Below are 22486 nucleotides of genomic sequence, written 5' to 3' on the forward strand. Positions count from 1 at the left end.
CTTTGGTTTCAAGCTGTTAACGAACCGTTCACGGGCCGCTCACGCCGATTGGCGCGCGTTTGCGCGCATGTCGAAAGAATATTGTAAGGTGTTGCGGCGCAACCGGCGTGGCGGGCCGTCAGTCGACGCCGCGCGCGCGATCTTGCGCGAAGCGCTTCCTGAATGCGTCGAACGTGTGCGTATCGATCGCCTCGCGGATCTCGCGCATCAGCTCGAGGTAGTAGTGCAGGTTGTGGATCGTGTTCAGCTGCGCGCCGAGAATCTCGCCGACGCGGTGCAGATGATGCAGGTAGCCGCGCGAGAAATTCCGGCACGTATAGCAGCCGCACGTCTCGTCGAGCGGCTTCAGCGCGTTCTTGTGTGACGCGTTGCGGATCTTCACGTCGCCGAAGCGGGTGAACAGCCAGCCGTTGCGGGCGTTGCGGGTCGGCATCACGCAGTCGAACATGTCGACGCCCGCGGCGACCCCGGCGACCAGATCCTCGGGCGTGCCGACGCCCATCAGGTAATGCGGCTTGTCGGCGGGCAGGCGCGGCGCGACGTGCTCGAGCACGCGCATCATGTCCTCTTTCGGCTCGCCGACCGACAGCCCGCCGATCGCGAGCCCGTGAAAGCCCAGTTCGGACAGCCCGGCGAGCGATTCGTCGCGCAAATCCTCGTACATCCCGCCCTGAACGATGCCGAAGAGCGCATTCGGATTGCCTAGCCGCTGGAACTCGTCGAGCGAGCGCTTCGCCCAGCGCAGCGACATGCGCATCGAGTCGGCCGCTTCCCGGTGCGTGGTCGGCACGCCGTTGGTCGCGTAAGGCGTGCACTCGTCGAACTGCATCACGATGTCCGAGTTCAGCACCTTCTGAATCTGCATCGACACTTCCGGCGACAGGAACAGCCGGTCGCCGTTGATCGGCGACGCGAACGTGACGCCTTCCTCGGTGATCTTGCGCAGCTCGCCGAGCGAGAATACCTGGAAGCCGCCCGAATCGGTCAGGATCGGCTTGTTCCAGCCCATGAAGCGGTGCAGTCCGCCGTGCGCGCCGATCGTCTCGAGGCCGGGGCGCAGCCACAGATGAAACGTGTTGCCGAGAATGATCTGCGCGCGCATCTCTTCAAGCTCGCTCGGCTTGACCGCCTTCACGGTCCCGTAGGTGCCCACCGGCATGAAGATCGGCGTGTCGACCACGCCGTGATTGAGCGTGACGCGGCCGCGGCGCGCACGGCCGTCGGTCGTCAGCAGTTCGAATTTGAGGCCGCCGTGCGCATGCACGTGCGTATGCGTATCGTGGGATGAGCCTTCGGTCATCTGTTTGAACTCCTTGCCGCCGGAGAGCCGTTTGCACGGGGCCGCGGTAAGCGCCGAAGCGCCGGCTGCGGCCGGCCCAGTCCGGCGCATGTTGAAAGCGCCGCCGGCGAGGGCCGGCGGCGGTAAGAAAGGCGGTGGATTGCGGCCCGGTTTGCGCGAGATCGCGCAGCGGCGCTGCCGATGCGCCCAATCACCGACATGCTGCGCTCATGCGTCGCGGCGATTCTCCTCGGGCACGTCGCGCCGCGTGAGCAGCATCGCGTCGCCGTAGCTGAAGAAGCGGTAGCGAGCGTCGATCGCATGCCGGTACGCGGCACGGATCGTCTCGAGGCCGGCAAACGCGCTGACCAGCATCATCAGCGTCGACTTCGGCAAATGGAAATTCGTCACCAGCCGGTCGACGACACGAAAACGATAGCCCGGCGTGATGAAAATATCGGTTTCCGCGCGCGTCGCGGCAAGCGGCCGGCCGGCCGCTTCGGCGTCCCGCGCGGCGGCCTCGAGCGCGCGCAGCGATGTCGTGCCGACCGCGATCACGCGGCCGCCGCGCGCACGCGTCGCGGCGATCTGGTCGACGAGCGCGCCGCTCAGTTCGTACCATTCGCTGTGCATCCGGTGCTCGGCGATATTCTCGGCGCGCACCGGCTGGAACGTGCCCGCGCCGACGTGCAGCGTGAGCGTCGCGCGCTCGACGCCGCGCGCATCAAGCGCGGCGAGCACCGCATCGTCGAAATGCAGTCCGGCGGTGGGCGCGGCGACGGCGCCGGGATTGGCCGCGAACACGGTCTGATAGCGGGTCTCGTCGATCGCATCGGGCGCGTGCTCGATGTACGGCGGCAGCGGCAGGCGGCCGTAGCGCTCGATCAGCGTGCCGCAGTCGTCGGGAAAATGCAGCGTGAAGAACGGCTCGACCCGCTCGCCGACCGTCACGTCGAACGCGTCGGCAAGCGTGAGCGTCGTGCCGGCGGCCGGGCTCTTGCTCGCGCGGATCTGCGCGAGCGCGGTGCGCGGCCCGGTCACGCGTTCGATCAGCACTTCGATCTTGCCGCCGCTCGCCTTGCGGCCGAGCAAGCGGGCCTTCAGCACTTTGGTATCGTTGAAGACGAGCAAATCGCCCGGCGCAATGCAGCCGGGCAACTCGGCGAAGCGCCGGTCGACGAGCCGGGCGCCCGCGGGTGCGTTGCCGACTTCGAGCAGGCGGCTCGCGCTGCGCTCGGGCAGCGCGGTTTGCGCGATCAACTCGGGCGGCAGATCGAAATCGAAATCGGAAAGCGTAAGCATGCGAAATAAAGCTGCGAAACGGGATTGCAAACCGGGACTGCAAACGGGGTCGGGACGGCCGGCCGCACAAGCAAAGCGCGTGGCGGCGTGCGCGAGCCGCTATGATGGCGGGGTTGCGCGGCCGGCCGGCGTGGTGCGTTCGCGTGACGTGAAAGCCGCTATTGTACTTGCTCGACGAAGCCTTCTCTGACCGATGCCCGTACCCGTTCGCCGTTCCGTTGCCGATCCAGCCGAAGCCGATGTGTTCGACGGCGATGCCGTGTCAGCTCAGGCAACTGCCGACGCCGGCGCGCCGCGCCGCGCCGCGATGGGGCGCGGCCGCGCGGCCGGCGGGCGCGGCGCGCCGGCGGGCGGGCAGGGCGGCGGGCAAGGCGGGCAAGGCGGCGCGGCAGACTCGCCCGCGACGCCGGGCCGCAGGCGGGCGGCCCAATCCGCATCGAAGCCGGCCGCGGCATCGCCGGCTTCGGCTTTACCCGTCGCCGCTGCTGGCGTCACCGACGACGGCGTCGCCGGCACCACCGTTGGCGTCACCGCTGCCACCACCGCCACTGACGCGTCCACCGCGTCCACCGCGTCCACCGCGAAAGCGGCCGCCAAAGCCGCATCGAAACCGCTCAAGACCGCCGACAAGCTCGCGAAGCTCGGCCTCACGCGCTCGATCGACCTCGTGCTGCATCTGCCGATGCGCTACGAGGACGAAACGGCCCTCACGCCGATCGGCGAGTTGTTGCCCGGAGAAACCGCGCAGACCGAAGGCGTCGTGTTCGACAACGAAGTCACTTACCGGCCGCGCCGCCAACTCGTCGTGAAGCTGCGCGACGACGACGGCGCGCAGCTCGTGCTGCGCTTTCTGAACTTCTACGGCTCGCAGGCGAGCCAGATGGCGACCGGGCGCCGGCTGCGCGTGCGCGGCGACGTGCGCGGCGGCTTCTTCGGCCTGGAGATGGTGCATCCGGCGGTGAAGGTCGTCGATGCCGACACGCCGCTGCCGCAGGCGCTGACACCCGTTTATCCGAGCACGGCAGGCGTGTCGCAGGCGTATCTGCGCAAGGCGATCGACAACGCGCTCGAGCGCACGCCGTTGCCGGAAATCCTGCCGCCCGAGATCGAGCGCGAGTATCTGAGGCCGCTTGGCGTGCCGTCGCTCGCGAACGCCGTGAAAATCCTGCATCATCCGCGCGCCGATTCGGACGAAGCCGCGCTGATGGACGGCTCGCATCCCGCGTGGACCCGCATCAAGTTCGACGAACTGCTCGCGCAGCAGTTGTCGCTCAAGCGCGCGCACGAGGAGCGCCGCACGCGCGCCGCGCCCGCGATGCCGCGCCGCGCGCGCGACGCTTCGACCTCGGATGCGGCGTCGCTGTCCGCGCGTCTGTACGCGGCGCTGCCGTTCGCGCTGACGGCGGCGCAGGAGCGCGTCGTCGCCGAGATCGCGCGCGATCTGACCGAGCCGCACCCGATGCAGCGGCTGCTGCAAGGCGATGTCGGCAGCGGCAAGACGGTGGTCGCGGCGCTTGCCGCCGCGCAGGCGATCGACGCCGGCTATCAAGCCGCGCTGATGGCGCCGACCGAGATCCTCGCCGAGCAGCACGCGCGCAAGCTGCGCGGCTGGCTCGAGCCGCTCGGCGTGTCGGTCGCGTGGCTCGCGGGCAGCCTGAAGGCGAAGGACAAACGCGCGGCGATCGAGGCGGCCGCGCTCGGCACTGCGCAGCTCGTGATCGGCACGCACGCGATCATCCAGGATACGGTCGAGTTCGCGCGGCTCGGGCTCGTGATCGTCGACGAACAGCATCGCTTCGGCGTCGAGCAGCGGCTCGCGCTGCGCGCGAAGGCGGCCAATGCGGCAGACGGCGCGACGGGCTTCCAGCCGCATCAGCTGATGATGTCGGCCACGCCGATTCCGCGCACGCTCGCGATGACGTATTACGCGGATCTCGACGTGTCGACGATCGACGAACTGCCGCCCGGGCGCACGCCCGTTCTCACGCGGCTCGTCTCCGATGCGCGGCGCGACGAAGTGATCGGCCGCGTGCGCGAGGCGGCGCTCGCGGGGCGGCAGGTGTACTGGGTGTGTCCGCTGATCGAGGAGAGCGAGACGCTGCAGTTGCAAACGGCAGTCGAAACCTACGAGACGCTCGCCGCCGCGCTGCCCGAGTTGAAGGTGGGCCTGGTCCACGGCCGTCTGCCGCCCGCCGACAAGGCGGCCGTGATGGACGCGTTCTCGCGCAACGACGTGCAGCTGCTCGTCGCGACCACGGTGATCGAGGTCGGCGTCGACGTGCCGAACGCGTCGCTCATGGTCATCGAGCACGCGGAGCGCTTCGGGCTTGCGCAGTTGCATCAGTTGCGCGGGCGGGTCGGGCGCGGCACGGCGGCTTCGGTGTGCGTGCTGATGTACAGCGGGCCGCTGTCGATCGCGGGCCGCGCGCGGCTCAAGACGATGCGCGAGACGACCGACGGCTTCGAGATCGCCCGCCGCGATCTCGAGATCCGCGGGCCCGGCGAGTTTCTCGGCGCGCGCCAGTCGGGCGCGGCGATGCTGCGCTTTGCCGATCTGGAGCACGACGGCTGGCTGATCGAACCGGCGCGGGAAGTGGCGGCGCGGCTCATCGCGGGCTACCCGGACGTCGTCGCGCAGCATCTCGCGCGCTGGCTCGGCGCGCGCGAGCAGTATCTGAAAGCCTGAGCGCGCGGGCGAAGCGGCGCGATGCGGCAGCGTGTCTTATGCACAGAGGTTGGCGAATCGGCCCAATCGGTGTATAAATTTAATCTATCGTCACGAAACGATTGATTAACTCACGATGACGCTTACCGAATTGAAATACATCGTCGCGGTCGCCCGCGAACGGCATTTTGGCCGGGCTGCCGAAGCGTGCTTTGTCAGCCAGCCGACGTTGTCGGTGGCGATCAAGAAGCTCGAGGACGAATTGAACGTGCAAATCTTCGAGCGCGGCGCGAGCGAAGTGAGCGTGACGCCGGTTGGCGACCAGATCGTCACGCAGGCGCAGCGCGTGCTCGAACAGACGTTCGCGATCAAGGAAATCGCCAAGCAGGGCAAAGACCCGCTCGTCGGGCCGTTCAGGCTCGGCGTGATCTATACGATCGGGCCGTACCTGCTGCCGACGCTCGTCAAGCAGATGATCCGCAGCGTTCCGCAGATGCCGCTGATGCTGCAGGAGAACTACACGCTGAAGCTGCTCGAACTGTTGAAGCAGGGCGAGATCGACGCGGCGATCATGGCGCTGCCGTTTCCCGAGACGGGCCTGACGGTGCGGCCGTTGTACGACGAGCCGTTCGTCGTCGCGCTGCCGGCGGGGCACCCGTGGGAGAAGCGCCGCAAGATCGACCCGGCCGATCTGAAGCAGGAGACGATGCTGCTGCTCGGCAGCGGCCATTGCTTTCGCGACCACGTGCTCGGCGTGTGTCCGGAGCTGATGCACTTCTCGCAGACGGCCGACGGTATCCAGAAGACCTTCGAGGGCTCGTCGCTCGAAACGATCCGCCACATGGTGGCAAGCGGCGTGGGGATCACGGTGTTGCCGCGGATGTCGGTCGCGCAGCTCGGCCCTCATGGCAACGGCGCGGACGCCGATCTGCTGTCCTATGTGCCGTTCGACGAACCGGTTCCTGACCGGCGCGTCGTGCTCGCGTGGCGCAAGAGTTTCACGCGGATGCCGGCGATCGACGCGATCAGCGATGCGATCAGCGCGTGCGCGTTGCCCGGCGTGGCAAAGCTCGACATTCCGGCGACGGTCAACTGAGCGCCGTGATAGCGGCCGGCGAACCGGGGCGTGCCCCGGTTTAGTTTTGCCTATTAAATAGATAAATTTAATTAAAACAAAAATGTGATAGATAAATATAAAATCAGTCCGTAAGCTGTCCGGGCCGACGGGCGCTGACGCGCCGCGGCCGAAGCCGCTCGGCATGCGCTTAGGCCGTTGCCGACACACCGGCGCGGCGCCGGCGCGGCCGAGGTCGGATTTGCCGCTCTCGCGACTCGCCGCGGCGGCGCAGGCAGCCGGATCGAACGATGCGCGCCGGCATGCGCCAACGCGGGACATCGTTCCGTATGCGAAGGAGATGAATATGAACCCATCGACGCTCGACTGGCGGGCAGTAGTCCGGCGCCCGCCTGCGATTCAATCCCGTGCGCTTGCCACCGCCGTGGTGCGCCGCCTGATCGGTTTCGCGATTGCGGGCAGCGGCGCGGCCGCATTGATCACGCAGCTCGCCCGGCATTTCGGCTGACGCCCGCCACGCCGGTTTTGCGCAATGGCGCGGGACCGGTTCTACGTTAAACTCGGCGGGACAGCGTGCTTGAGGCGCGCGGCGCGCTCGAGCCGCTGCTGCCGCGTGCCGTGCCGGTTCCATTCACATCGACAAGGAGTCAGCGATATGGTCAAGAAAGGAAACGCTACCCAGATCAACATCGGCATCAGCGACAAGGATCGCAAGAAGATCGCGGAAGGGCTCTCGCGCCTGCTCGCCGATACCTACACGCTGTATCTGAAGACGCACAATTTCCACTGGAACGTAACCGGCCCGATGTTCAACACGCTGCATCTGATGTTCGAGGAGCAGTACAACGAACTATGGCTTGCCGTCGATCTCGTCGCCGAACGGATTCGCACGCTCGGCGTCGTCGCGCCCGGCACGTATCGCGAGTTCGCGAAGCTGTCGTCGATTCCGGAGGCTGACGGAGTGCCGGCCGCCGACGAGATGATCCGCCAGCTCGTCGAAGGGCATGAGGCCGTGGTGCGCACCGCGCGTGCGATCTTCCCGGCCGCCGAGGCCGCGAGCGACGAGCCGACCGCCGATCTGCTGACTCAACGCCTGCAGACGCATGAAAAGACCGCGTGGATGCTGCGCTCGCTGCTTGCATGACAGCCGGCCGGGGCTGAGTGCGCGAGCCCGCTTTCGATCGATTCGGCGCGGTCGTTGCCCGGCAAAGTTTTAGAATGCAACACATCGATCACGATGCGCGCGGCCCGGTGCCGCGTATTTCGGTCCCCATTTCTTCGACAGCATGGCCCGACGTAAAGATATGAGTGCCGACGCGTGCCCCGTCGCGCGCGCGGTGGACGCGATCGGCGACCGTTGGTCGCTGATGATCGTGCGTGACGCGTTCGACGGCATGCGCCGCTTCGGCGAATTCCAACGCAATCTCGGCATCGCCCGCAACATGCTGGCCGACCGGCTGAAGATGCTGGTCGACGAGGGCGTGCTCGAATCGGCGCCTGCGTCCGACGGCTCCGCGTATCAGGAATACGTGCTGACGGACAAGGGGCGGGCGCTTTTTCCGGTGGTTGTCGCATTGCGGCAATGGGGCGAATCGCATCTGTACGGGGCCCATGAGACGCATTCGCAGCTTGTCGACCGGCGCAGCGGCCGGCCGGTCGCGGTGATGACGCCACGCACGCAAGGCGGCCGCGTGCTGCGGCCGGAGGATGCGATCGTCGATCACGAGGCGGCGGCGCGTTAGCCGGCGGGGCGGTTTCGCGTGTGCCGCCGAGCGTCAGCCGCCACGCGCGGGTTCGCTTTTGAGCTTCGCCTATCCTGGCGCGTCCATCCGGCTGCGCCGGCAGCCGCGTTTTTGCGGCAAATCCCGCCCGGTTCTACAATGCCGGAGTTATGTTCGACAGCGCTCCGCGCGCTTGCCCGATGCTTGCCCGTTTTCCCCTTTATTTGCGGCTGATCCGGATGGACAAGCCGATCGGCAGCCTGTTGCTGCTGTGGCCGACGCTCAACGCGCTGTGGATCGCGTCGGACGGCCGCCCGTCGCCATCGCTCGTCGTGATCTTCGTGATCGGTACGATCCTGATGCGCTCGGCCGGCTGCGCGATCAACGATTATGCTGACCGCGATTTCGATCGCCACGTGAAGCGCACCGCCGAGCGGCCGCTCACGTCGGGCAAGATCCATGCATGGGAAGCCGTGGCGATCGCCGTGGGCCTGGCACTCGTATCGTTCCTGCTGATCCTGCCGCTCAATGCGCTGACGAAAGAGCTGTCGGTCGTGGCCGTGTTCGTGGCGGCGACCTATCCGTTCATGAAGCGTTTCTTCGCGATTCCGCAGGCTTATCTCGGCATCGCGTTCGGCTTCGGTATTCCGATGGCGTTCGCGGCCGTGCTGGACGCGGTGCCGGCCATCGCGTGGGTGATGCTGGCCGCGAACGTGTTCTGGGCGGTCGCATATGACACGGCTTACGCGATGGTCGATCGCGACGACGACATCAAGATCGGCATGCGCACGTCGGCGATCACGTTCGGCCGCTTCGACGTGCTAGCGATCATGCTGTGCTATGCGGCGATGCTCGGCATCTACGCGTGGCTCGGCGCTGCGCTGCGCCTGGGGGCGTTCTACTGGGCGGGGTGGGCGGCGGCGGCCGGCTGCGCGGCCTATCACTACACGCTGATCAAGGACCGCGAGCGGATGTCGTGCTTCGCGGCGTTCAGGCACAACAACTGGCTGGGCGGCGCGCTGTTCGCCGGGATTGCCGCGCATTACGCGGCGGCCGCGCTGTGACGGCTGGCCTCGTCTGACGCACTCGCCGGCGCCGCGCGGCGCGTCAGGCTAGGCTGCGCAACAGCTCGATCAGCGCGGTGCCGGCAGCCTCGAGCGGGCCGGAATTGTCGATCGCCGTGAGCGCGGTGCCGGCCGGCATCGTCCATTCGACGCTGCGCGCGAGCCGCGCGTCGATCTCGTCGGCCGTTCGCTCATGCTTGTGTCTCGTCGCGACCGGCAGCCGGTTCGGGCTGCCCGCCGAACGGCACGCGCTTGTACAGCACGAACGGCGCGCCCGGCTCAGGCTCGACGAACAGCGCGGCGTGATCGACGGGCAGCGGCCCGAGCGGCGCGGCCGCCGCGCGCCACCAGTCGATCAGCGCGTCGCGCTCGGCGGGGTCGGCGAGCGAATCGGACAGGGTCATATGAAACCGGTATTCGTCGAACACGTAAGGATATCCCCAGGCGTCGAGCAGCGCGCGCTGGCGCGCGCTCAGCGGCGCGGCGCGGCGTTTTTCGCGCTCCGCATCGGATGGCGGGCGGCGCAGCGGCGCGAATGCATGGAGCGCGCTCGCCGCGAGCGCTCGCAGCTTCGCGTCGCCGTGTTCGGTCGCGGGCCGCAGCGCGACGAACGAGCCGAGCGCCGCGATGTCGACTGCGACGCAGAACGGCGCGCAGTCGCGCGCCCAGCGGGTGGCCGCGGCGACGAGACCGTCGGGCGTGACGCCGGTTCGCAACGCGAATGGCGCGACGAGCGTTGCGTGCCAGCCATAGCGGCGCGGCGCGAGCGTCAGCGCCTCGACGCGCCGCGCGAGCGCGGCCGGTTGCGGCGGCGTGAGCGCCGTGCCGTCCTCGGGGTCGCGGCCGAGCCATGCGCAGCCTGCTTGCCACCATGCGGATGTGCGCGGCGGCGTATAGTAGATCGCAAAGCGCGCGTGTTCGGACCATGCGCGAGCGTGCGCGTGGCCGGCGGGCTCAACGCGCATGGCCGGGCGCCGTGTCGTTTTCGACCAGCAATTGCACGCGGTCCGCGGCGAAATAGGTCGTGCCGTATTTGATCGGCGTGCCGTCGAGATCGACGTCGACGTTTTCGACCCACAGCACGGGCTGTTGCTTGTTGACGTTCAGACGCCGCGCGATCGACGCGTCGGGCAGCACGCTGCCGATGCGGCTCCATTTGCGCAGATAGTCGGTGACGCCGTATTCGGCGAGCGCGTCGGTGATGCGCTCGTGCCGATCGAGCACGGCGGGCAGCTCCGCGAAGCGGGCGGCCGGGTAGACGCTTTTCGCGTAGGTGAGCGCGACGCCATCCGCTTCGTGTATCGACTCGATCCGGTACACGTAAGCGGCCGCGCGCAGGCCGAGCGCGCGCGCGGCCGCCGGATCGGCCTTCACGCGCTCGGCCGACAGCATGCGGCCGGTTGCCGATTGGTGATGGCGGTTCAGGTTCTCGGTAAAGCGCGTGCGGCGGCCGATCGTGTAATCGATCGCACCCGGCTGGACGAACGTGCCGCGGCCCTGTTCGACGCTGACGAGCCCGGACGCGGCCAGGCCGAGCATCGCGCGCCGCACCGTATGCCGGTTGACGTCGAAACGCTTCGCAAGCTCGCCCTCGCTCGGCAGCCGTCCGTTTTCGCCGAAGCCGTTCGCGGCGATTTCCGCGGCGAGAATTTGCTCGATCTGCCGCCAGACCGAGACGCCGCTGCCGCGCTCGAGCGGCGAATCCTGGACGGAAGGGTCGGCGGATGTCATGGTGCTGTCATTCCTTTGCGTTCCAATTACTGTCTTCGCCGCATTGTAGTGCGCGGCCGACGGCAATTCGATGAATCATGCCGGCTAATTTGCATCGCCTCGTTTTACATCCAGACGTCTAGACGTTTAGACAAATAGATGGTTAAATCAGGCAACCGATTCGCCGACATCAAGCATTGATGCATTGAGCAGCCGATCACGACGGAGCTTCGATGACGACATCCTCCGCTTCTCCTTCGTTCGCCGCGCGGCGCGATTGGCTCGCGTTGCTGGCGGGCATGCCCCGCGACGAACTCGAGCGCTCGCTCGAGCAGGCGCTTGCCGGTGCGCCGGCGCCTGGATACGACTGGCTGCGCCCGCCCGAGACCGGGCTTGCGATGGTGCGCGGCCGCATCGGCGGCACGGGCGATCCGTTCAATCTCGGCGAGGCGAGCGTCACGCGCGCGGTGCTGCGGCTCGCGCACGACGGCGCGCCCACGGTGCTCGGCATCGCGTATCAGTTGGGCCGCGACAAGCGCCGCGCGGAGCTGGCCGCGCTTGCCGATGCGCTGCTGCAATTGCCGGCGTACCGCGCGCGCGTCGAAGCGCAGGTGATTGCGCCATATCGCGCGCGGCTGGCTCAACGGCGCGCAGCCCGCGCGCGCGACGCCGCGGCCACGCGCGTCGAATTTTTCACGATGGTGCGGGGCGAATGACGATGGCCGATATACCGATTTCCCTGACCGACGTTGCGCCGGGTTTCGCCGATCCGGTGCACGACACGCAGCGTGCGTTCCGTGCGCTGCTCGACGCGCTCGCGCGGCCAGGTACGACGGGCCGCATCGCGCCCGCGCGCGCCGATGCGTCACGGCCGGTACGCGCGGCGCCTGCGGCATTCGCGGCATTGCTCGCACTGTGCGATTACTCGACGCCGGTTTTTCTCGGCACGCCGGACGCCGCACTCGCGTCGGCACTGCGCTTTCATACCGGCGCGCCGATCGTCGACGATCCATACGCCGCGCAGTTCGCGTATATCGACGATCCCGCCGCGCTGCTGCCGCTGCATCGCTTTTCGAGCGGCGTCGCGCAGGCGCCCGAGCAGGCGGTCACGCTGTTCGTGCGTGTCGCGTCTTTGACGGGCGGCACGCCGCTGACGCTGCGCGGACCAGGCATCCGGCATGCGTGCACGATCGCGCCTGCAGGCCTGCCCGCCGCGTTCTGGCGCGAGCGCGCCGAATTCGCGCCGCATTTTCCTTGTGGCATCGATTGTTATCTCGTTTGCGGCGACGCGTGCATCGGCCTGCCGCGCACGACGCACGTGGAGGTGCACTGATGTATGTCGCGGTGAAAGGCGGCGAACGCGCGATCGAGGCATCGTGGCGTTTGCTGGACAAAGCGCGGCGCGGCGATCCGGCGGTGCCGGAGTTGAGCGTTGCGCAGATTCGCGAGCAGCAGCGTCTTGCGGTCGCGCGCGTGATGACGGAAGGCGCGCTGTACGACGAAACGTTGGCGGCGCTCGCGATCAAGCAGGCGGCGGGCGATCTCGTCGAGGCGATATTTCTGCTGCGCGCGTACCGCACGACGCTGCCGCGCTTCGGCTATACGTTGCCGATCGATACGGGCGCGATGCGGCTCGACCGACGGATTTCCGCCACGTTCAAGGACGTGCCGGGCGGACAGCTGCTCGGCCCGACTTATGACTACACGCAACGCTTGCTCGACTTCGCGCTGCTCGCCGAGCACGCCGAACACGCCGAACACGCCGAACACGCCGAACACGCCGAGCACGCCGAGCACGCCGAACACGACGAACACGACGAACACGACGAACACGACGAACACGCCGAGACGCCCGCGCCCGGCGCACGAACGGCATGCGCCGAAACCCCGCAGTCGCTCGATGTCACGCAGCCGGCGCCGCGCATCGTCACGCTGCTGAACGACGAGGGGTTGATCGAGCAGGAGCGGCCGACGCCCGGCGCGCCGGAGCCGGGCGATCTGTCGCGCGAGCCGCTCGCGTTTCCCGCGGATCGCGCCACACGGTTGCAGAATCTCGCGCGTGGCGACGAAGGCTTCCTGCTGGCGATGGGCTATGCGACGCAGCGAGGCTATGGCAACACGCATCCGTTTGCGGGCGAGCTGCGCTACGGGACGGTCGCCGTCGAGATGCCGCTCGACGAATTGGGCGGCGAGGCGATCGAAATCGGCGAGATCGACGTGACCGAATGCCAGATGATCAATCAATTCGCAGGCGGCGACGGCGAACCGCCGCGCTTCACGCAGGGCTACGGCCTCGCGTTCGGTCACGCCGAGCGCAAGGCGATCGCGATGGCGCTGATCGATCGCGCGCTGCGCGCGCCCGAGCTTGGCGAAGACGTAACGCAGCCGCCGCAGGATCAGGAGTTCGTGCTGGCGCATAGCGATAACGTCGAAGCGTCCGGCTTCGTTCAGCATCTGAAGCTGCCGCACTATGTCGATTTCCAGTCCGAGCTGGAGCTCGTGCGCCGGATGCGTGCGCAACACGCGACGCATGCGGCGCGCGCGAACGGAAATGAACCGCACGCCGCCGCGCCGCGTGCGGCGCAGGAGGACTCATCGCGATGAACGCACCCGATCCGGCTTGCACGAGCATGCCGAACACGATGAACGCGGCACACGACGCAGGCGCGGACGCCGCCTGCGGCTATAACTTCGCGTACCTCGACGAACAGACCAAGCGAATGATCCGCCGCGCGCTGCTCAAGGCCGTCGCGGTGCCCGGTTATCAAGTGCCGTTCGCATCGCGCGAGATGCCGTTGCCGTTCGGCTGGGGCACGGGCGGCATCCAGGTGACGGCCGCGCTGATCGGCACGGGCGATACACTGAAAGTCATCGATCAGGGCTGCGACGCGACGACGAACGCGGTCAACATCCGCCGCTTCTTCGCGCGCTGCGCGGGCGTGGCGACGACAACCAGAACGGCCGACGCGTCGATCATCCAGACGCGTCACCGCATACCGGAAACGCCGTTGACCGAGCGGCAGATCCTGGTCTACCAAGTGCCGATGCCCGAGCCGCTCTTCAGGCTCGAGCCGCGCACGACCGAGTGCGCGAAGCTGCACGCGTTCGCCGATTACGGGCTGATGCATGTGCGGCTGTACGAAGACCTCGTGCGCCACGGCCGCATCGCGACGACATACAACTATCCGGTGATCGTCAACGACCGCTATCTGATGTCGCCGTCGCCGATTCCGAAATTCGACAACCCCAAACTACACATGAACCCCGCGCTGCAACTGTTCGGCGCGGGGCGCGAGCGGCGCATCTACGCGATCGCGCCGTATACGAAAGTCGTGAGTCTCGATTTCGACGATCATCCGTTCGAGATCCAACGCTGGGACGCCGCATGCGCGCTGTGCGGCTCGCGCGAAAGCTTTCTCGACGAAATGATCGTCGACGATCACGGCACGCGCCGTTTCGTCTGCTCGGACAGCGACTACTGCGAAAGCCGGCGTGGCGGCGATGCGGCGCAATCCGCCGACGCTGGCGCCGGCACGGGCGGCATCGGCGGTGCCGATATGCAGCCGCCGCCGCGCGTCGGCATCGAGCAACCGGCCGGAGAAACGACATGACGCCGCTATTGAGCGCCCGCGGCCTGACGAAACGTTTTGGCGGACGAAACGGTTTCGCGAACGCGAGCTTCGAACTGTATCCGGGCGAGGTGCTGTGCATCGTCGGCGAATCGGGATCGGGCAAGACGACGCTGCTGAACGTGCTGTCGCTGCGAACCGCCGCGGATGCGGGCACGCTGCATTACACGGGCCGCGACGGTGCGCGCGTCGATCTGTTCGCGCTCGCCGAGCCGCAGCGGCGGCATCTGATGCGCACCGAGTGGGGCTTCGTCACGCAGAATCCGCGCGACGGGCTGCGCGCCGACGTCTCGGCCGGCGCGAACATCGGCGAGCCGCTGATGGCGCTCGGCGCACGCCATTACGGGCGGCTGCGCGCGAGCGCCGCCGATTGGATGGCGCGCGTCGAGCTGCAAGCGCAGCGCCTCGACGATCTGCCGTCGACGTTCTCGGGCGGCATGCAGCAGCGTTTGCAGATCGCACGCAATCTCGTGACGCAGCCGCGCCTCGTGTTCATGGACGAGCCGACGGCGGGCCTGGACGTATCGGTGCAGGCGAGGCTGCTCGACTTGCTGCGCACGCTGACGTCGACATTGTCGCTGTCGATGCTGATCGTCACGCACGACATCGGCGTCGCGCGGCTGCTCGCGCATCGGCTGATGGTGATGCAGCGCGGCGAGATCGTCGAGGCGGGGCTGACCGATCAGGTGCTCGACGATCCGCAACATCCTTATACGCAGATGCTCGTCTCGTCCGTGTTACCGGTATGAGGTTCGCCGTGCCAATGATCGAATCCTTCGCGCTCGCGCGCGCATTCGCCGGCAATGCCGCGCTGATGCTGCACGCGCGCGGCGTGTCCAAGATTTTTACGCTGCACGGGCAGGGCGGCATGACGATCGACGCGCTATCACAAGTGTCGATCGACGTCTGCGCAGGCGAATGCGTCGCGCTGACGGGGCCGTCCGGCGCGGGCAAGAGCACGCTGCTGCGATGCATGTACGGCAATTATCTGGCGAGCGCGGGGGCGATCGCGGTGCGCACGGGGCCGCGCGCGGGCGACCATGTGGTGCTGACCCACGTTGGCGCGCACGACGTGATCCGCTTGCGGCGCGACGTGATCGGCTACGTCAGCCAGTTCCTGCGGGCGATTCCGCGCGTGCCCGCGCTTGCGCTGGTGGCCGCGCCGCTCATTGCGCGCGGCGTGGCCGAGCGCGACGCGGCCGAGCGCGCGGCGAGCCTGCTCGCGCGCCTGAACGTGCCCGAGCGTCTATGGCCGCTTGCGCCCGCGACGTTCTCCGGCGGCGAGCAGCAGCGCGTGAACATCGCGCGCGGGCTGATTGCCGAGCAGCCGATCCTGTTGCTCGATGAACCCACCGCGTCGCTCGATGCCGCCAATCGCGACGTCGTCGCCGAGCTGATCGTCGAGGCGCGGCGGCGCGGCACCGCGATCGTCGGCATCTTCCACGACGACGCGATGCGCGAGCGGGTCGCGACGCGTTGTTTCGAATTGCGTGCGCCGTCGCGGCGCGCGGCGTGATGTTCCGTCATCAAACGATGCTTCCATCGGAGCGAGCGATGTTGATTACCAATGCGCGTGTCGTCACGCGCGACGACGTCTTCGTCGGCACCGTGCAACTCGCGGGCGGCGCGATTCGCGCGGTGTCGCGCGGTACGACCGCCGCGCGCGACGCGCAAGACTGGGGCGGCGATTATCTGCTGCCGGGGCTCGTCGAGACGCACACGGACAATCTCGAAAAGCATCTCGCGCCGCGCCCGGGCGTGTATTGGGATATCGATGCGGCTTTCGTCACGCACGACGCGCAGATCGCGGCGGCGGGAATCACGACCGTATTCGACGCGCTCGCGATCGGCACGCGGTTGAACGTCGGCGTGCGCGGCCGCGACGTGCAAACGCGCTGCGCGGAAGCGATCGAGCGTTTTGCGAGCGACGCTCTGCTGCGCGCCGAGCACTTCCTGCATTTGCGTTGCGAAGTGGCGACCGGCGATGTCGTCGACGTGTTCGACGCGTTGGCGCAGCACCCGCGCCTGCGGCTCGCATCGGTGATGGATCACACGCCGGGGCAGCGGCAGTGGCAGGACCCGCAGCAATGGCGCCGCTATCAGGAGCGGCACAAGACGTGGACGGACGAGGAAGCCGCGACGGCGCTCGCCGAGCTTGCCGACGAGCAGCAGCGTTACGCCGACGCTCACCGGCGCGCGATCATCGCGCGTTGTCAGGCGCTCGGCGTGCCCGTCGCGAGTCACGACGACACGCTCGTCGAGCATGTCGAGCAGGCCGCGGCCGAAGGGATCGTGCTTGCCGAGTTTCCGACCACGTTCGCCGCGGCCGAGGCGGCGCGCGCGCGGGGCATCGCGACGATCATGGGTGCGCCGAATCTGGTGCGCGGCGGCTCGCACTCGGGCAACGTGTCGGCGCTGGCGCTCGCGCAGGCCGGGCTGCTCGACATCCTGTCGTCGGATTACGTGCCGTCGAGCCTGTTGAGCGCGGCGTTCGATCTCACGTACAAGGCTGGCTGGAGCTTGCCGCGCGCGATCGCGACGGTGTCGCTCGAGCCGGCGCGCAAGACGGGGCTGACCGATCGCGGCGAGATCGCGCCGGGGCTGCGCGCGGATTTCGTGCGCGTCGCGATGCAGCGCACGTTGCCGGTGCCTCGCGCCACGTATGTCACCGGGCAGCGGGTGGCATGAGCGCGGGCGGGTTCGGCGTCGGATATGGCTGCGCACGCGCATGGGACAGGAAACCCGGCGCGGCTCCATCGCGCCACTGGCCCGGTTCCGCGCGGCGCGGCTTGCTGTTCACGCTTTGCGCGCGGCGTGGCGCACGCGTCGTTGATGACGGCCTGTTAGCCGCGCCTACGCGCGAACGGCCGCGCGCGCGTCGCGCCGTGCCCGCGCCACGGAGTGTTGTGCGGCGTCGCGCCACATTATCCCGCGCCGCCGGTGAGCGCGCTTTCACAACCGGCGAGTATGCGCGTCCTTCTACGGTAGCTCTATGTGACTATCGGACGGAGGACACAAGATGGCCGTTATCGAATACGTGCTGGACTATTACGCCCTGCTTGAAAGCATGATTCCGGAGCGCGCGGGCGAATCGACCAGCATTCCAGACGAAATCGTGAGTGAGCCCGGCATCTACGTGGTGATAAACGGGAATGAGGCTTACGTCGGCGTGTCGAAAGACGTCAGGAAGCGGTTTCAGCAGCGGCAGGGCGCTTGTTTCGAGCTGTGTATTCCGCGCGACGCGCTCCGGGGCGCGCAGGTTTATATCGGATCAGTGCGATACCACAATCACGGGGCGACGGCATGGGAATACGAGCAGCGCTATAACGGCAACCGCACCACCATTTTTCTCGACGGCCATCCGTACGATTACGAGCACATGTTGATCCGGGCGTTCCCGGAGATGCACCCCGACACCCAGATGACGAACAGCAGAAAAACCCATTCCGTCAGGAACCGGGGAAGGCATCCGATCGAAATCAAATTCGTGCCGTTTCCGGATACCGAATCCGAAGAAAACAAGTCGTATAGGCTCAAAGCCGGCGGAAAGCTTTGATAAACGGCTGTCACACGCATCGAATGTGGCGGGCAATCGCCTTCAGCGCCGGCGCGCGACGCGTATCGACGGTCTTGGCCCGTACTGGATGAGTAACGGAGCGGCGATGACGTGTCGCACCGGTGAACTGCGGGGGGGCGCCGCGAGCCAAGCGTCTGAGCGCGCGGCTCGCGGCGCGCGGCATGCGCATCGCATCGCATCCCGCCGGCGCTGCCGACGCATCACGCGCCGCCGAGTTCGTCTCCCATCTCCTTTGCCCGCGCATTCGCGGCGAGCACGCCGCGCACGATCGCCTGCTTGACGTCCTGCGCGTCGAACGATGCGAGTGCGGCGGCCGTCGTGCCGCCCTTCGAGGTCACGCGTTCGCGCAACACGCTCGCCGGCTCGCCGGACTGCGCGGCAAGCTGCGCCGCGCCCGTGAACGTCGCGACGGCGAGTGCGCGGCCTTGCTCGTCGTTCATTCCGAGCTGGCGCGCCGCTTCCTGCAGCGCTTCGATGAAGTAGAACACGTAGGCCGGGCCGCTGCCCGAAATCGCGGTGACCGCGTCGAGTCGCGCTTCGTCGTCGAACCATATCGTCTCGCCGACCGCGCCGAGCACCTTCGAGGCGAGTTCGCGCCCCGCCGCGTCGACGCCCGGTAGCGCGGCGAGTCCCGTCACGCCCATGCCGACGAGCGCCGGCGTATTCGGCATCGTGCGCACCACGCGCGCATAGCCGCCTAGCCAGCGCGACAGGTCCGCGCCGCGAATGCCGGCCGCGATGCTGATGACCAACTGCGTCGACAGGTGCGGCGCGAGCGCGGCCGCGACGTCCTTGAGCACTTGCGGCTTGACCGCGAGCACGATCGCGTCGTAGCCGGCGAGCGCGGCGTCGATTGCGGCGGCCGTGCGCACGCCGAATTGGGCTTGCGCGCGCTGGCGCGCGTCTTCGTTGACGTCCACGGCAAGCAGGTCGGGCGCCGCGGCGCCGCGTTTGACGAGTCCGCCGATCAGCGCAGCAGCCATATTGCCGCCGCCGATGAATGCAATTTTCATGATGATGGAGCCGGTAATAGAAAGAAAAAAGGCGGCGGATTCAGTGCGAGTAGTCGCGCGTACCGAAGATCGCCGTGCCGATCCGCACGATCGTCGCGCCTTCGGCGACCGCGGCTTCGAGATCGGCCGACATGCCCATCGACAGCGTATCGAGTGCGAACCCTTCCGCGCGCAGCCGCTCGAACAGCGCACGCAGCGCGCGATGCGGCGCGCGCTGCGCGTCGGAATCGCCGGCGGGCTCGGGAATCGCCATCAGGCCGCGCAGCCGCAGCGCGGGCAGCGTGGTGACCGCGCGCGCGAGCGCGGCCGCATCGTCGGGCGACACGCCGCTTTTCGACGCCTCGCCGCTGATATTCACCTGCACGCACACGTTGAGCGGCGGCAGGTGCGCGGGCCGTTGCTCCGCGAGGCGCTGCGCGATCTTCAGCCGGTCGATCGTATGCACCCAGTCGAAGCGCTCGGCGACGGCGCGCGTCTTGTTCGATTGCAGCGGCCCGATGAAATGCCATTCGAGCGCGGCGCGCAGATCGGCGAGCGCGTCGATCTTGTCGATCGATTCCTGCACGTAGTTCTCGCCGAATGCGCGCTGGCCGGCGGCATGCGCGGCGCGCACGGCGTCGGCGGGGAATGTCTTCGACACGGCGACGAGCGTGACCGAATCCGGCTCACGGCCGGCCGCGCGCGCGGCGCTGTCGATGCGGCGATGAACGGAGGCGAGACGGGAGGCGAGATCGGACATGGCAGAACGAACGGAACGTGGCGCGCGCCGGGCAGCGTGCCGAGGCGCGCGGGCAATGCGGGAATTATACGGACATGCGGGCGCAGCGGGCCGACACGCGGCGGCGATTGCCGGATGCGCATGTCGGCGGCGATCAGATGATCGATACTGCGTGCGAACGACGAACGACGAACGACGAACGACGAACGACGAACGACGAACGACGAACGACGAACGACGAACGACGAACGACGAACGGCGAACGACGAACGACGAACGGCGAACGACGAGTTTCCGCCCGCGCTCATTCATGCAGCAGCGTATCCACGAGTTGCACCCAATGCACGACAGGCACCTGCGTACCGCTTTGCAAATGCGCGATACAGCCGATGTTCGCCGATACGATCATTTGCGGCTCGGTTGCCTGCAGCTTCGCGATTTTCTGTTTGCGCAGCTTGTAGGCGAGCGACGGTTGCGTGAGCGAGTAGGTGCCGGCCGAGCCGCAGCATAGATGACTGTCGGCGGGCAAATGGACTTCGATGCCCAGGGACTCGAGCAGACGTTCGACGTGCCCGCGCAATTGCTGGCCATGCTGCAACGTGCAGGGCGGATGGTAGGCGACGGTGTGGATGCCGCGCCGCCGCGCGAGCGCGGCCAGTTCGGGCTCGAAGTTGCCGAGCAGCTCGGAAAGATCCTTCGTCAGCTCGACGATGCGGCGCGCCTTGTCGGCATACGCCGGGTCGCCGCGCAGCAGGTGCGCGTATTCGAGCACCGTCGCGCCGCACCCCGACGCGTTCATGACGATCGCCTCGACGCCGCGCTCGACGTGCGGCCACCATGCGTCGATATTGCGGCGCGCGTCGTGCAGCGCTTCGTCGTGAAAGCCCAGATGCAGCCGGATCGCGCCGCAGCAGCCGGCCTCGGGCGCGATGACGGTTTCAATGCCGAGCGCGTCGAGCACGCGCGCGGTCGCGATATTGATGTTCGGCATCATCGACGGCTGTACGCAGCCGGCGAGCATCAACACCTTGCGCGCGTGCGGCGCGCTCGGCCACGCGAGCAGGCGTGCGCGCGGCGGCACCTTGTCGCGCAGCCGCCTGGGCAGCAGCGGCCGCACGTGCTGGCCGAGCCGCATCATCGGCGCGAACACTGCCGCGTTCGGCACGAAGCTCGCGAGCGCGCGCCGCAGCAGCCGTTGCGACAGCGTGCGGGGCACCTTCGTCTCGACGATCTTGCGGCCGATCTCGACGAGCCGGCCGTACTGCACGCCCGACGGGCAGGTCGTCTCGCAGCTGCGGCACGTGAGGCAGCGGTCCAGGTGCTGCTGCGTGCTGCGCGTGACGCTCGCGCCTTCGAGCATCTGCTTGATCAGGTAGATGCGTCCGCGCGGGCCGTCGAGTTCGTCGCCGAGCATTTGATAGGTCGGGCAGGTTGCGGTGCAGAAGCCGCAGTGCACGCATTTGCGCAGTATCGCATCGGCATCGTCGCCATCGGGCGTGTCGCGGATAAACTCGGCGAGATTCGTCTGCATGCCGGCCTCAGAGATCGGAATAGAGCCGGCCGCGGTTGAATACGCGCGCCGGATCGAATGCAGCCTTCAGGCCGCGATGGATTTTCATCAGCGGCGCGGGCAGCGGCGTGAAGGTGCCCGCGCTGCGGTCGTAGCTGCCGCTCGAGCGGAACAGCGTCGCGTGGCCGCCCGCCTGTTTCGCGCTCATGCGCACCGTCTGCGCGTCGGCGTCGGTGATCCACCAGCGCTGCGCGCCGCCCCATTCCATCATTTGCAAGCCGGGCAGGTGCAGCGGCTCGGTGATCGACGGCAGCGACAAGCGCCATAGCGCATGGCCGGGCGCGAGCGACGCGAAGAACGGATCGCTCTGCTCGCGCAGCCCTTCCCAGAAACGCTCGGCCTCGACCGCGTCCACCGCTTCGCCGCCAAGCGCGGTTTTCGCACTCTTGACCGCGGCTTGCGCGCCGGACAGACGCAGCACCAGCGTGTCGTAGCGCCACGCGCTCGCGGACAGCGGAAACGGGCGGCCAGCCCATTCGTTGAGCTTACGAACCGCGTCGGTCGCGTTCATGTCGAACTTCAGCGTGACTTCGGTGGCGGGCAGCGGCAACACCTTGATCGACACCTCGAGCATCAGGCCGAGCGTGCCGAGCGCGCCCGCCATCAGCCGCGATACGTCATAGCCCGCGACGTTCTTCACCACTTGCCCGCCGAATCGCAGCACGTCGCCGCGCCCGTCGAGCAGCGTGACGCCGAGCATGAAATCGCGCGGCGCGCCGGTGCTCGCGCGGCGCGGGCCGGCGAGGCCCGTCGCGATCGCGCCGCCGATCGTCGCGCCGCGGCCGAAGTGGGGCGGCTCGAACGGCAGCATTTGGCCGCATTCGCCGAGCGCCGCTTCGATCTCGCGAAGCGGCGTGCCCGTGCGCGCGGTGACGACAAGCTCGGCGGGGTCATACGACACGATGCCTTGGTATGCGCGGGTGTCGAGAATCTCGCCGTCGAGCGTCTGGCCATACCAATCCTTCGTGCCGCCGCCGCGGATTCGCAGCGCTTGGCGGTTTGCCGCGGCCTCGCGGATGCGCGCCGCCCAGTCGGCGACGATATCGTCCTGTTCCATCGCGTATCGGTGCGTTGATCGTTCGGTCGATTCTACCGGGCTGTTGCGATCGTACAGTTGGGCGAACCCCTTAGAAACTTCCCCGTTGCAGCCGGGCGCAAAGGCT

Annotated in this window: 22 protein-coding genes and 1 pseudogene; 14 read left to right on the top strand and 9 right to left on the bottom strand. The window is 67.8% G+C overall.

Annotation, left to right across the window (positions count from 1 at the left end; translation table 11 throughout):
• Positions 1–118 precede the first annotated feature (118 nt).
• Positions 119–1300: a tRNA guanosine(34) transglycosylase Tgt gene (tgt, locus tag AQ611_RS04505; RefSeq protein ID WP_059516137.1), complete on the bottom strand. Its 1182-nt coding sequence runs from the start codon at positions 1298–1300 to the stop codon at positions 119–121.
• Positions 1301–1507: 207 nt separating this feature from the next.
• The gene (queA, locus tag AQ611_RS04510) at positions 1508–2581 is read right to left on the bottom strand and encodes a tRNA preQ1(34) S-adenosylmethionine ribosyltransferase-isomerase QueA (protein ID WP_059516028.1); all 1074 of its coding nucleotides are present in this window, start codon (positions 2579–2581) and stop codon (positions 1508–1510) included.
• 193 nt (positions 2582–2774) lie between these two features.
• On the opposite strand from queA, the gene recG reads away from it, so the two are divergent.
• The 6 genes from recG (at position 2775) to ubiA (ending at position 9106) form a co-directional block, all read left to right on the top strand.
• The gene (recG, locus tag AQ611_RS04515) at positions 2775–5267 is read left to right on the top strand and encodes an ATP-dependent DNA helicase RecG (protein ID WP_069233814.1); all 2493 of its coding nucleotides are present in this window, start codon (positions 2775–2777) and stop codon (positions 5265–5267) included.
• 115 nt (positions 5268–5382) lie between these two features.
• On the top strand, positions 5383–6342 hold the full coding sequence (locus AQ611_RS04520; RefSeq protein ID WP_059516032.1) for a hydrogen peroxide-inducible genes activator: 960 nt from the start codon (positions 5383–5385) through the stop codon (positions 6340–6342).
• A 325-nt stretch (positions 6343–6667) separates the two neighbouring features.
• Positions 6668–6829: a hypothetical protein gene (locus AQ611_RS26045; protein WP_180978131.1), complete on the top strand. Its 162-nt coding sequence runs from the start codon at positions 6668–6670 to the stop codon at positions 6827–6829.
• 147 nt (positions 6830–6976) lie between these two features.
• Positions 6977–7465: a non-specific DNA-binding protein DpsA gene (dpsA, locus tag AQ611_RS04530; protein ID WP_059516036.1), complete on the top strand. Its 489-nt coding sequence runs from the start codon at positions 6977–6979 to the stop codon at positions 7463–7465.
• A 142-nt stretch (positions 7466–7607) separates the two neighbouring features.
• Complete coding sequence (locus AQ611_RS04535) at positions 7608–8063, top strand: winged helix-turn-helix transcriptional regulator (protein WP_059516038.1); 456 nt, start codon at positions 7608–7610, stop codon at positions 8061–8063.
• Positions 8064–8242: 179 nt separating this feature from the next.
• Positions 8243–9106, top strand: coding sequence for a 4-hydroxybenzoate octaprenyltransferase (ubiA, locus tag AQ611_RS04540; RefSeq protein WP_069235132.1), 864 nt, complete (start codon positions 8243–8245; stop codon positions 9104–9106).
• 43 nt (positions 9107–9149) lie between these two features.
• Here ubiA and AQ611_RS26600 read toward each other — a convergent pair.
• The 3 genes and pseudogenes from AQ611_RS26600 to phnF form a co-directional block, all read right to left on the bottom strand.
• Positions 9150–9296 (bottom strand): annotated as a pseudogene (locus AQ611_RS26600) (phosphonate metabolism protein/1,5-bisphosphokinase (PRPP-forming) PhnN); the annotation flags it as partial.
• Between the two features lies 1 nt (position 9297).
• Positions 9298–10071, bottom strand: a complete 774-nt coding sequence (locus AQ611_RS04545; RefSeq protein WP_069233816.1) for a DUF1045 domain-containing protein — start codon at positions 10069–10071, stop codon at positions 9298–9300.
• Positions 10061–10837, bottom strand: a complete 777-nt coding sequence (phnF, locus tag AQ611_RS04550) for a phosphonate metabolism transcriptional regulator PhnF (RefSeq protein WP_069233817.1) — start codon at positions 10835–10837, stop codon at positions 10061–10063. The genes AQ611_RS04545 and phnF overlap by 11 nt, the downstream gene beginning before the upstream one ends.
• Positions 10838–11049: 212 nt before the next feature.
• Here phnF and phnG point away from each other — a divergent pair, with 212 nt between their 5' ends.
• From phnG to AQ611_RS04590, 8 genes are all read left to right on the top strand, one after another.
• Positions 11050–11532: a phosphonate C-P lyase system protein PhnG gene (gene phnG / locus AQ611_RS04555; RefSeq protein ID WP_059569118.1), complete on the top strand. Its 483-nt coding sequence runs from the start codon at positions 11050–11052 to the stop codon at positions 11530–11532.
• Positions 11529–12149 carry a phosphonate C-P lyase system protein PhnH gene (phnH, locus tag AQ611_RS04560; protein ID WP_069233818.1) on the top strand — a complete coding sequence of 207 codons (621 nt, stop codon included), beginning with the start codon at positions 11529–11531 and terminating at the stop codon, positions 12147–12149. Before phnG ends, phnH begins: the two co-directional genes overlap by 4 nt.
• On the top strand, positions 12149–13420 hold the full coding sequence (locus AQ611_RS04565) for a carbon-phosphorus lyase complex subunit (protein ID WP_069233819.1): 1272 nt from the start codon (positions 12149–12151) through the stop codon (positions 13418–13420). The genes phnH and AQ611_RS04565 overlap by 1 nt, the downstream gene beginning before the upstream one ends.
• On the top strand, positions 13417–14427 hold the full coding sequence (locus AQ611_RS04570) for an alpha-D-ribose 1-methylphosphonate 5-phosphate C-P-lyase PhnJ (RefSeq protein ID WP_069233820.1): 1011 nt from the start codon (positions 13417–13419) through the stop codon (positions 14425–14427). The genes AQ611_RS04565 and AQ611_RS04570 overlap by 4 nt, the downstream gene beginning before the upstream one ends.
• Positions 14424–15194 (top strand): phosphonate C-P lyase system protein PhnK, encoded by a 771-nt coding sequence (phnK, locus tag AQ611_RS04575; RefSeq protein ID WP_069233821.1) that lies wholly within the window; start codon positions 14424–14426, stop codon positions 15192–15194. The genes AQ611_RS04570 and phnK overlap by 4 nt, the downstream gene beginning before the upstream one ends.
• The gene (phnL, locus tag AQ611_RS04580; protein WP_069233822.1) at positions 15191–15961 is read left to right on the top strand and encodes a phosphonate C-P lyase system protein PhnL; all 771 of its coding nucleotides are present in this window, start codon (positions 15191–15193) and stop codon (positions 15959–15961) included. Before phnK ends, phnL begins: the two co-directional genes overlap by 4 nt.
• Before the next feature lie 38 nt (positions 15962–15999).
• Positions 16000–17133, top strand: a complete 1134-nt coding sequence (locus AQ611_RS04585) for an alpha-D-ribose 1-methylphosphonate 5-triphosphate diphosphatase (RefSeq protein ID WP_069235133.1) — start codon at positions 16000–16002, stop codon at positions 17131–17133.
• Between the two features lie 331 nt (positions 17134–17464).
• A complete protein-coding gene (locus tag AQ611_RS04590) occupies positions 17465–18001 on the top strand; it encodes an RNA-binding protein (protein ID WP_069233823.1) in 537 nt (178 codons plus the stop codon).
• A gap of 221 nt (positions 18002–18222) precedes the next feature.
• Here the strand turns inward: AQ611_RS04590 and proC are convergent, their stop codons facing one another.
• The 4 genes from proC to glcE all read right to left on the bottom strand — a co-directional run bounded on the left by proC (position 18223) and on the right by glcE (position 22380).
• A complete protein-coding gene (gene proC, locus AQ611_RS04595) occupies positions 18223–19035 on the bottom strand; it encodes a pyrroline-5-carboxylate reductase (protein WP_069233824.1) in 813 nt (270 codons plus the stop codon).
• A 40-nt stretch (positions 19036–19075) separates the two neighbouring features.
• Complete coding sequence (locus AQ611_RS04600; RefSeq protein WP_069233825.1) at positions 19076–19774, bottom strand: YggS family pyridoxal phosphate-dependent enzyme; 699 nt, start codon at positions 19772–19774, stop codon at positions 19076–19078.
• A 283-nt stretch (positions 19775–20057) separates the two neighbouring features.
• Positions 20058–21284 (bottom strand): glycolate oxidase subunit GlcF, encoded by a 1227-nt coding sequence (glcF, locus tag AQ611_RS04605; protein WP_059512936.1) that lies wholly within the window; start codon positions 21282–21284, stop codon positions 20058–20060.
• A gap of 7 nt (positions 21285–21291) precedes the next feature.
• Entirely contained in the window at positions 21292–22380 is a 1089-nt protein-coding gene (gene glcE / locus AQ611_RS04610) for a glycolate oxidase subunit GlcE (protein ID WP_069233826.1), read from the bottom strand.
• Positions 22381–22486: the final 106 nt, after the last annotated feature.

This window comes from Burkholderia singularis (genome assembly GCF_001718875.1).
Lineage (GTDB): Bacteria > Pseudomonadota > Gammaproteobacteria > Burkholderiales > Burkholderiaceae > Burkholderia > Burkholderia singularis.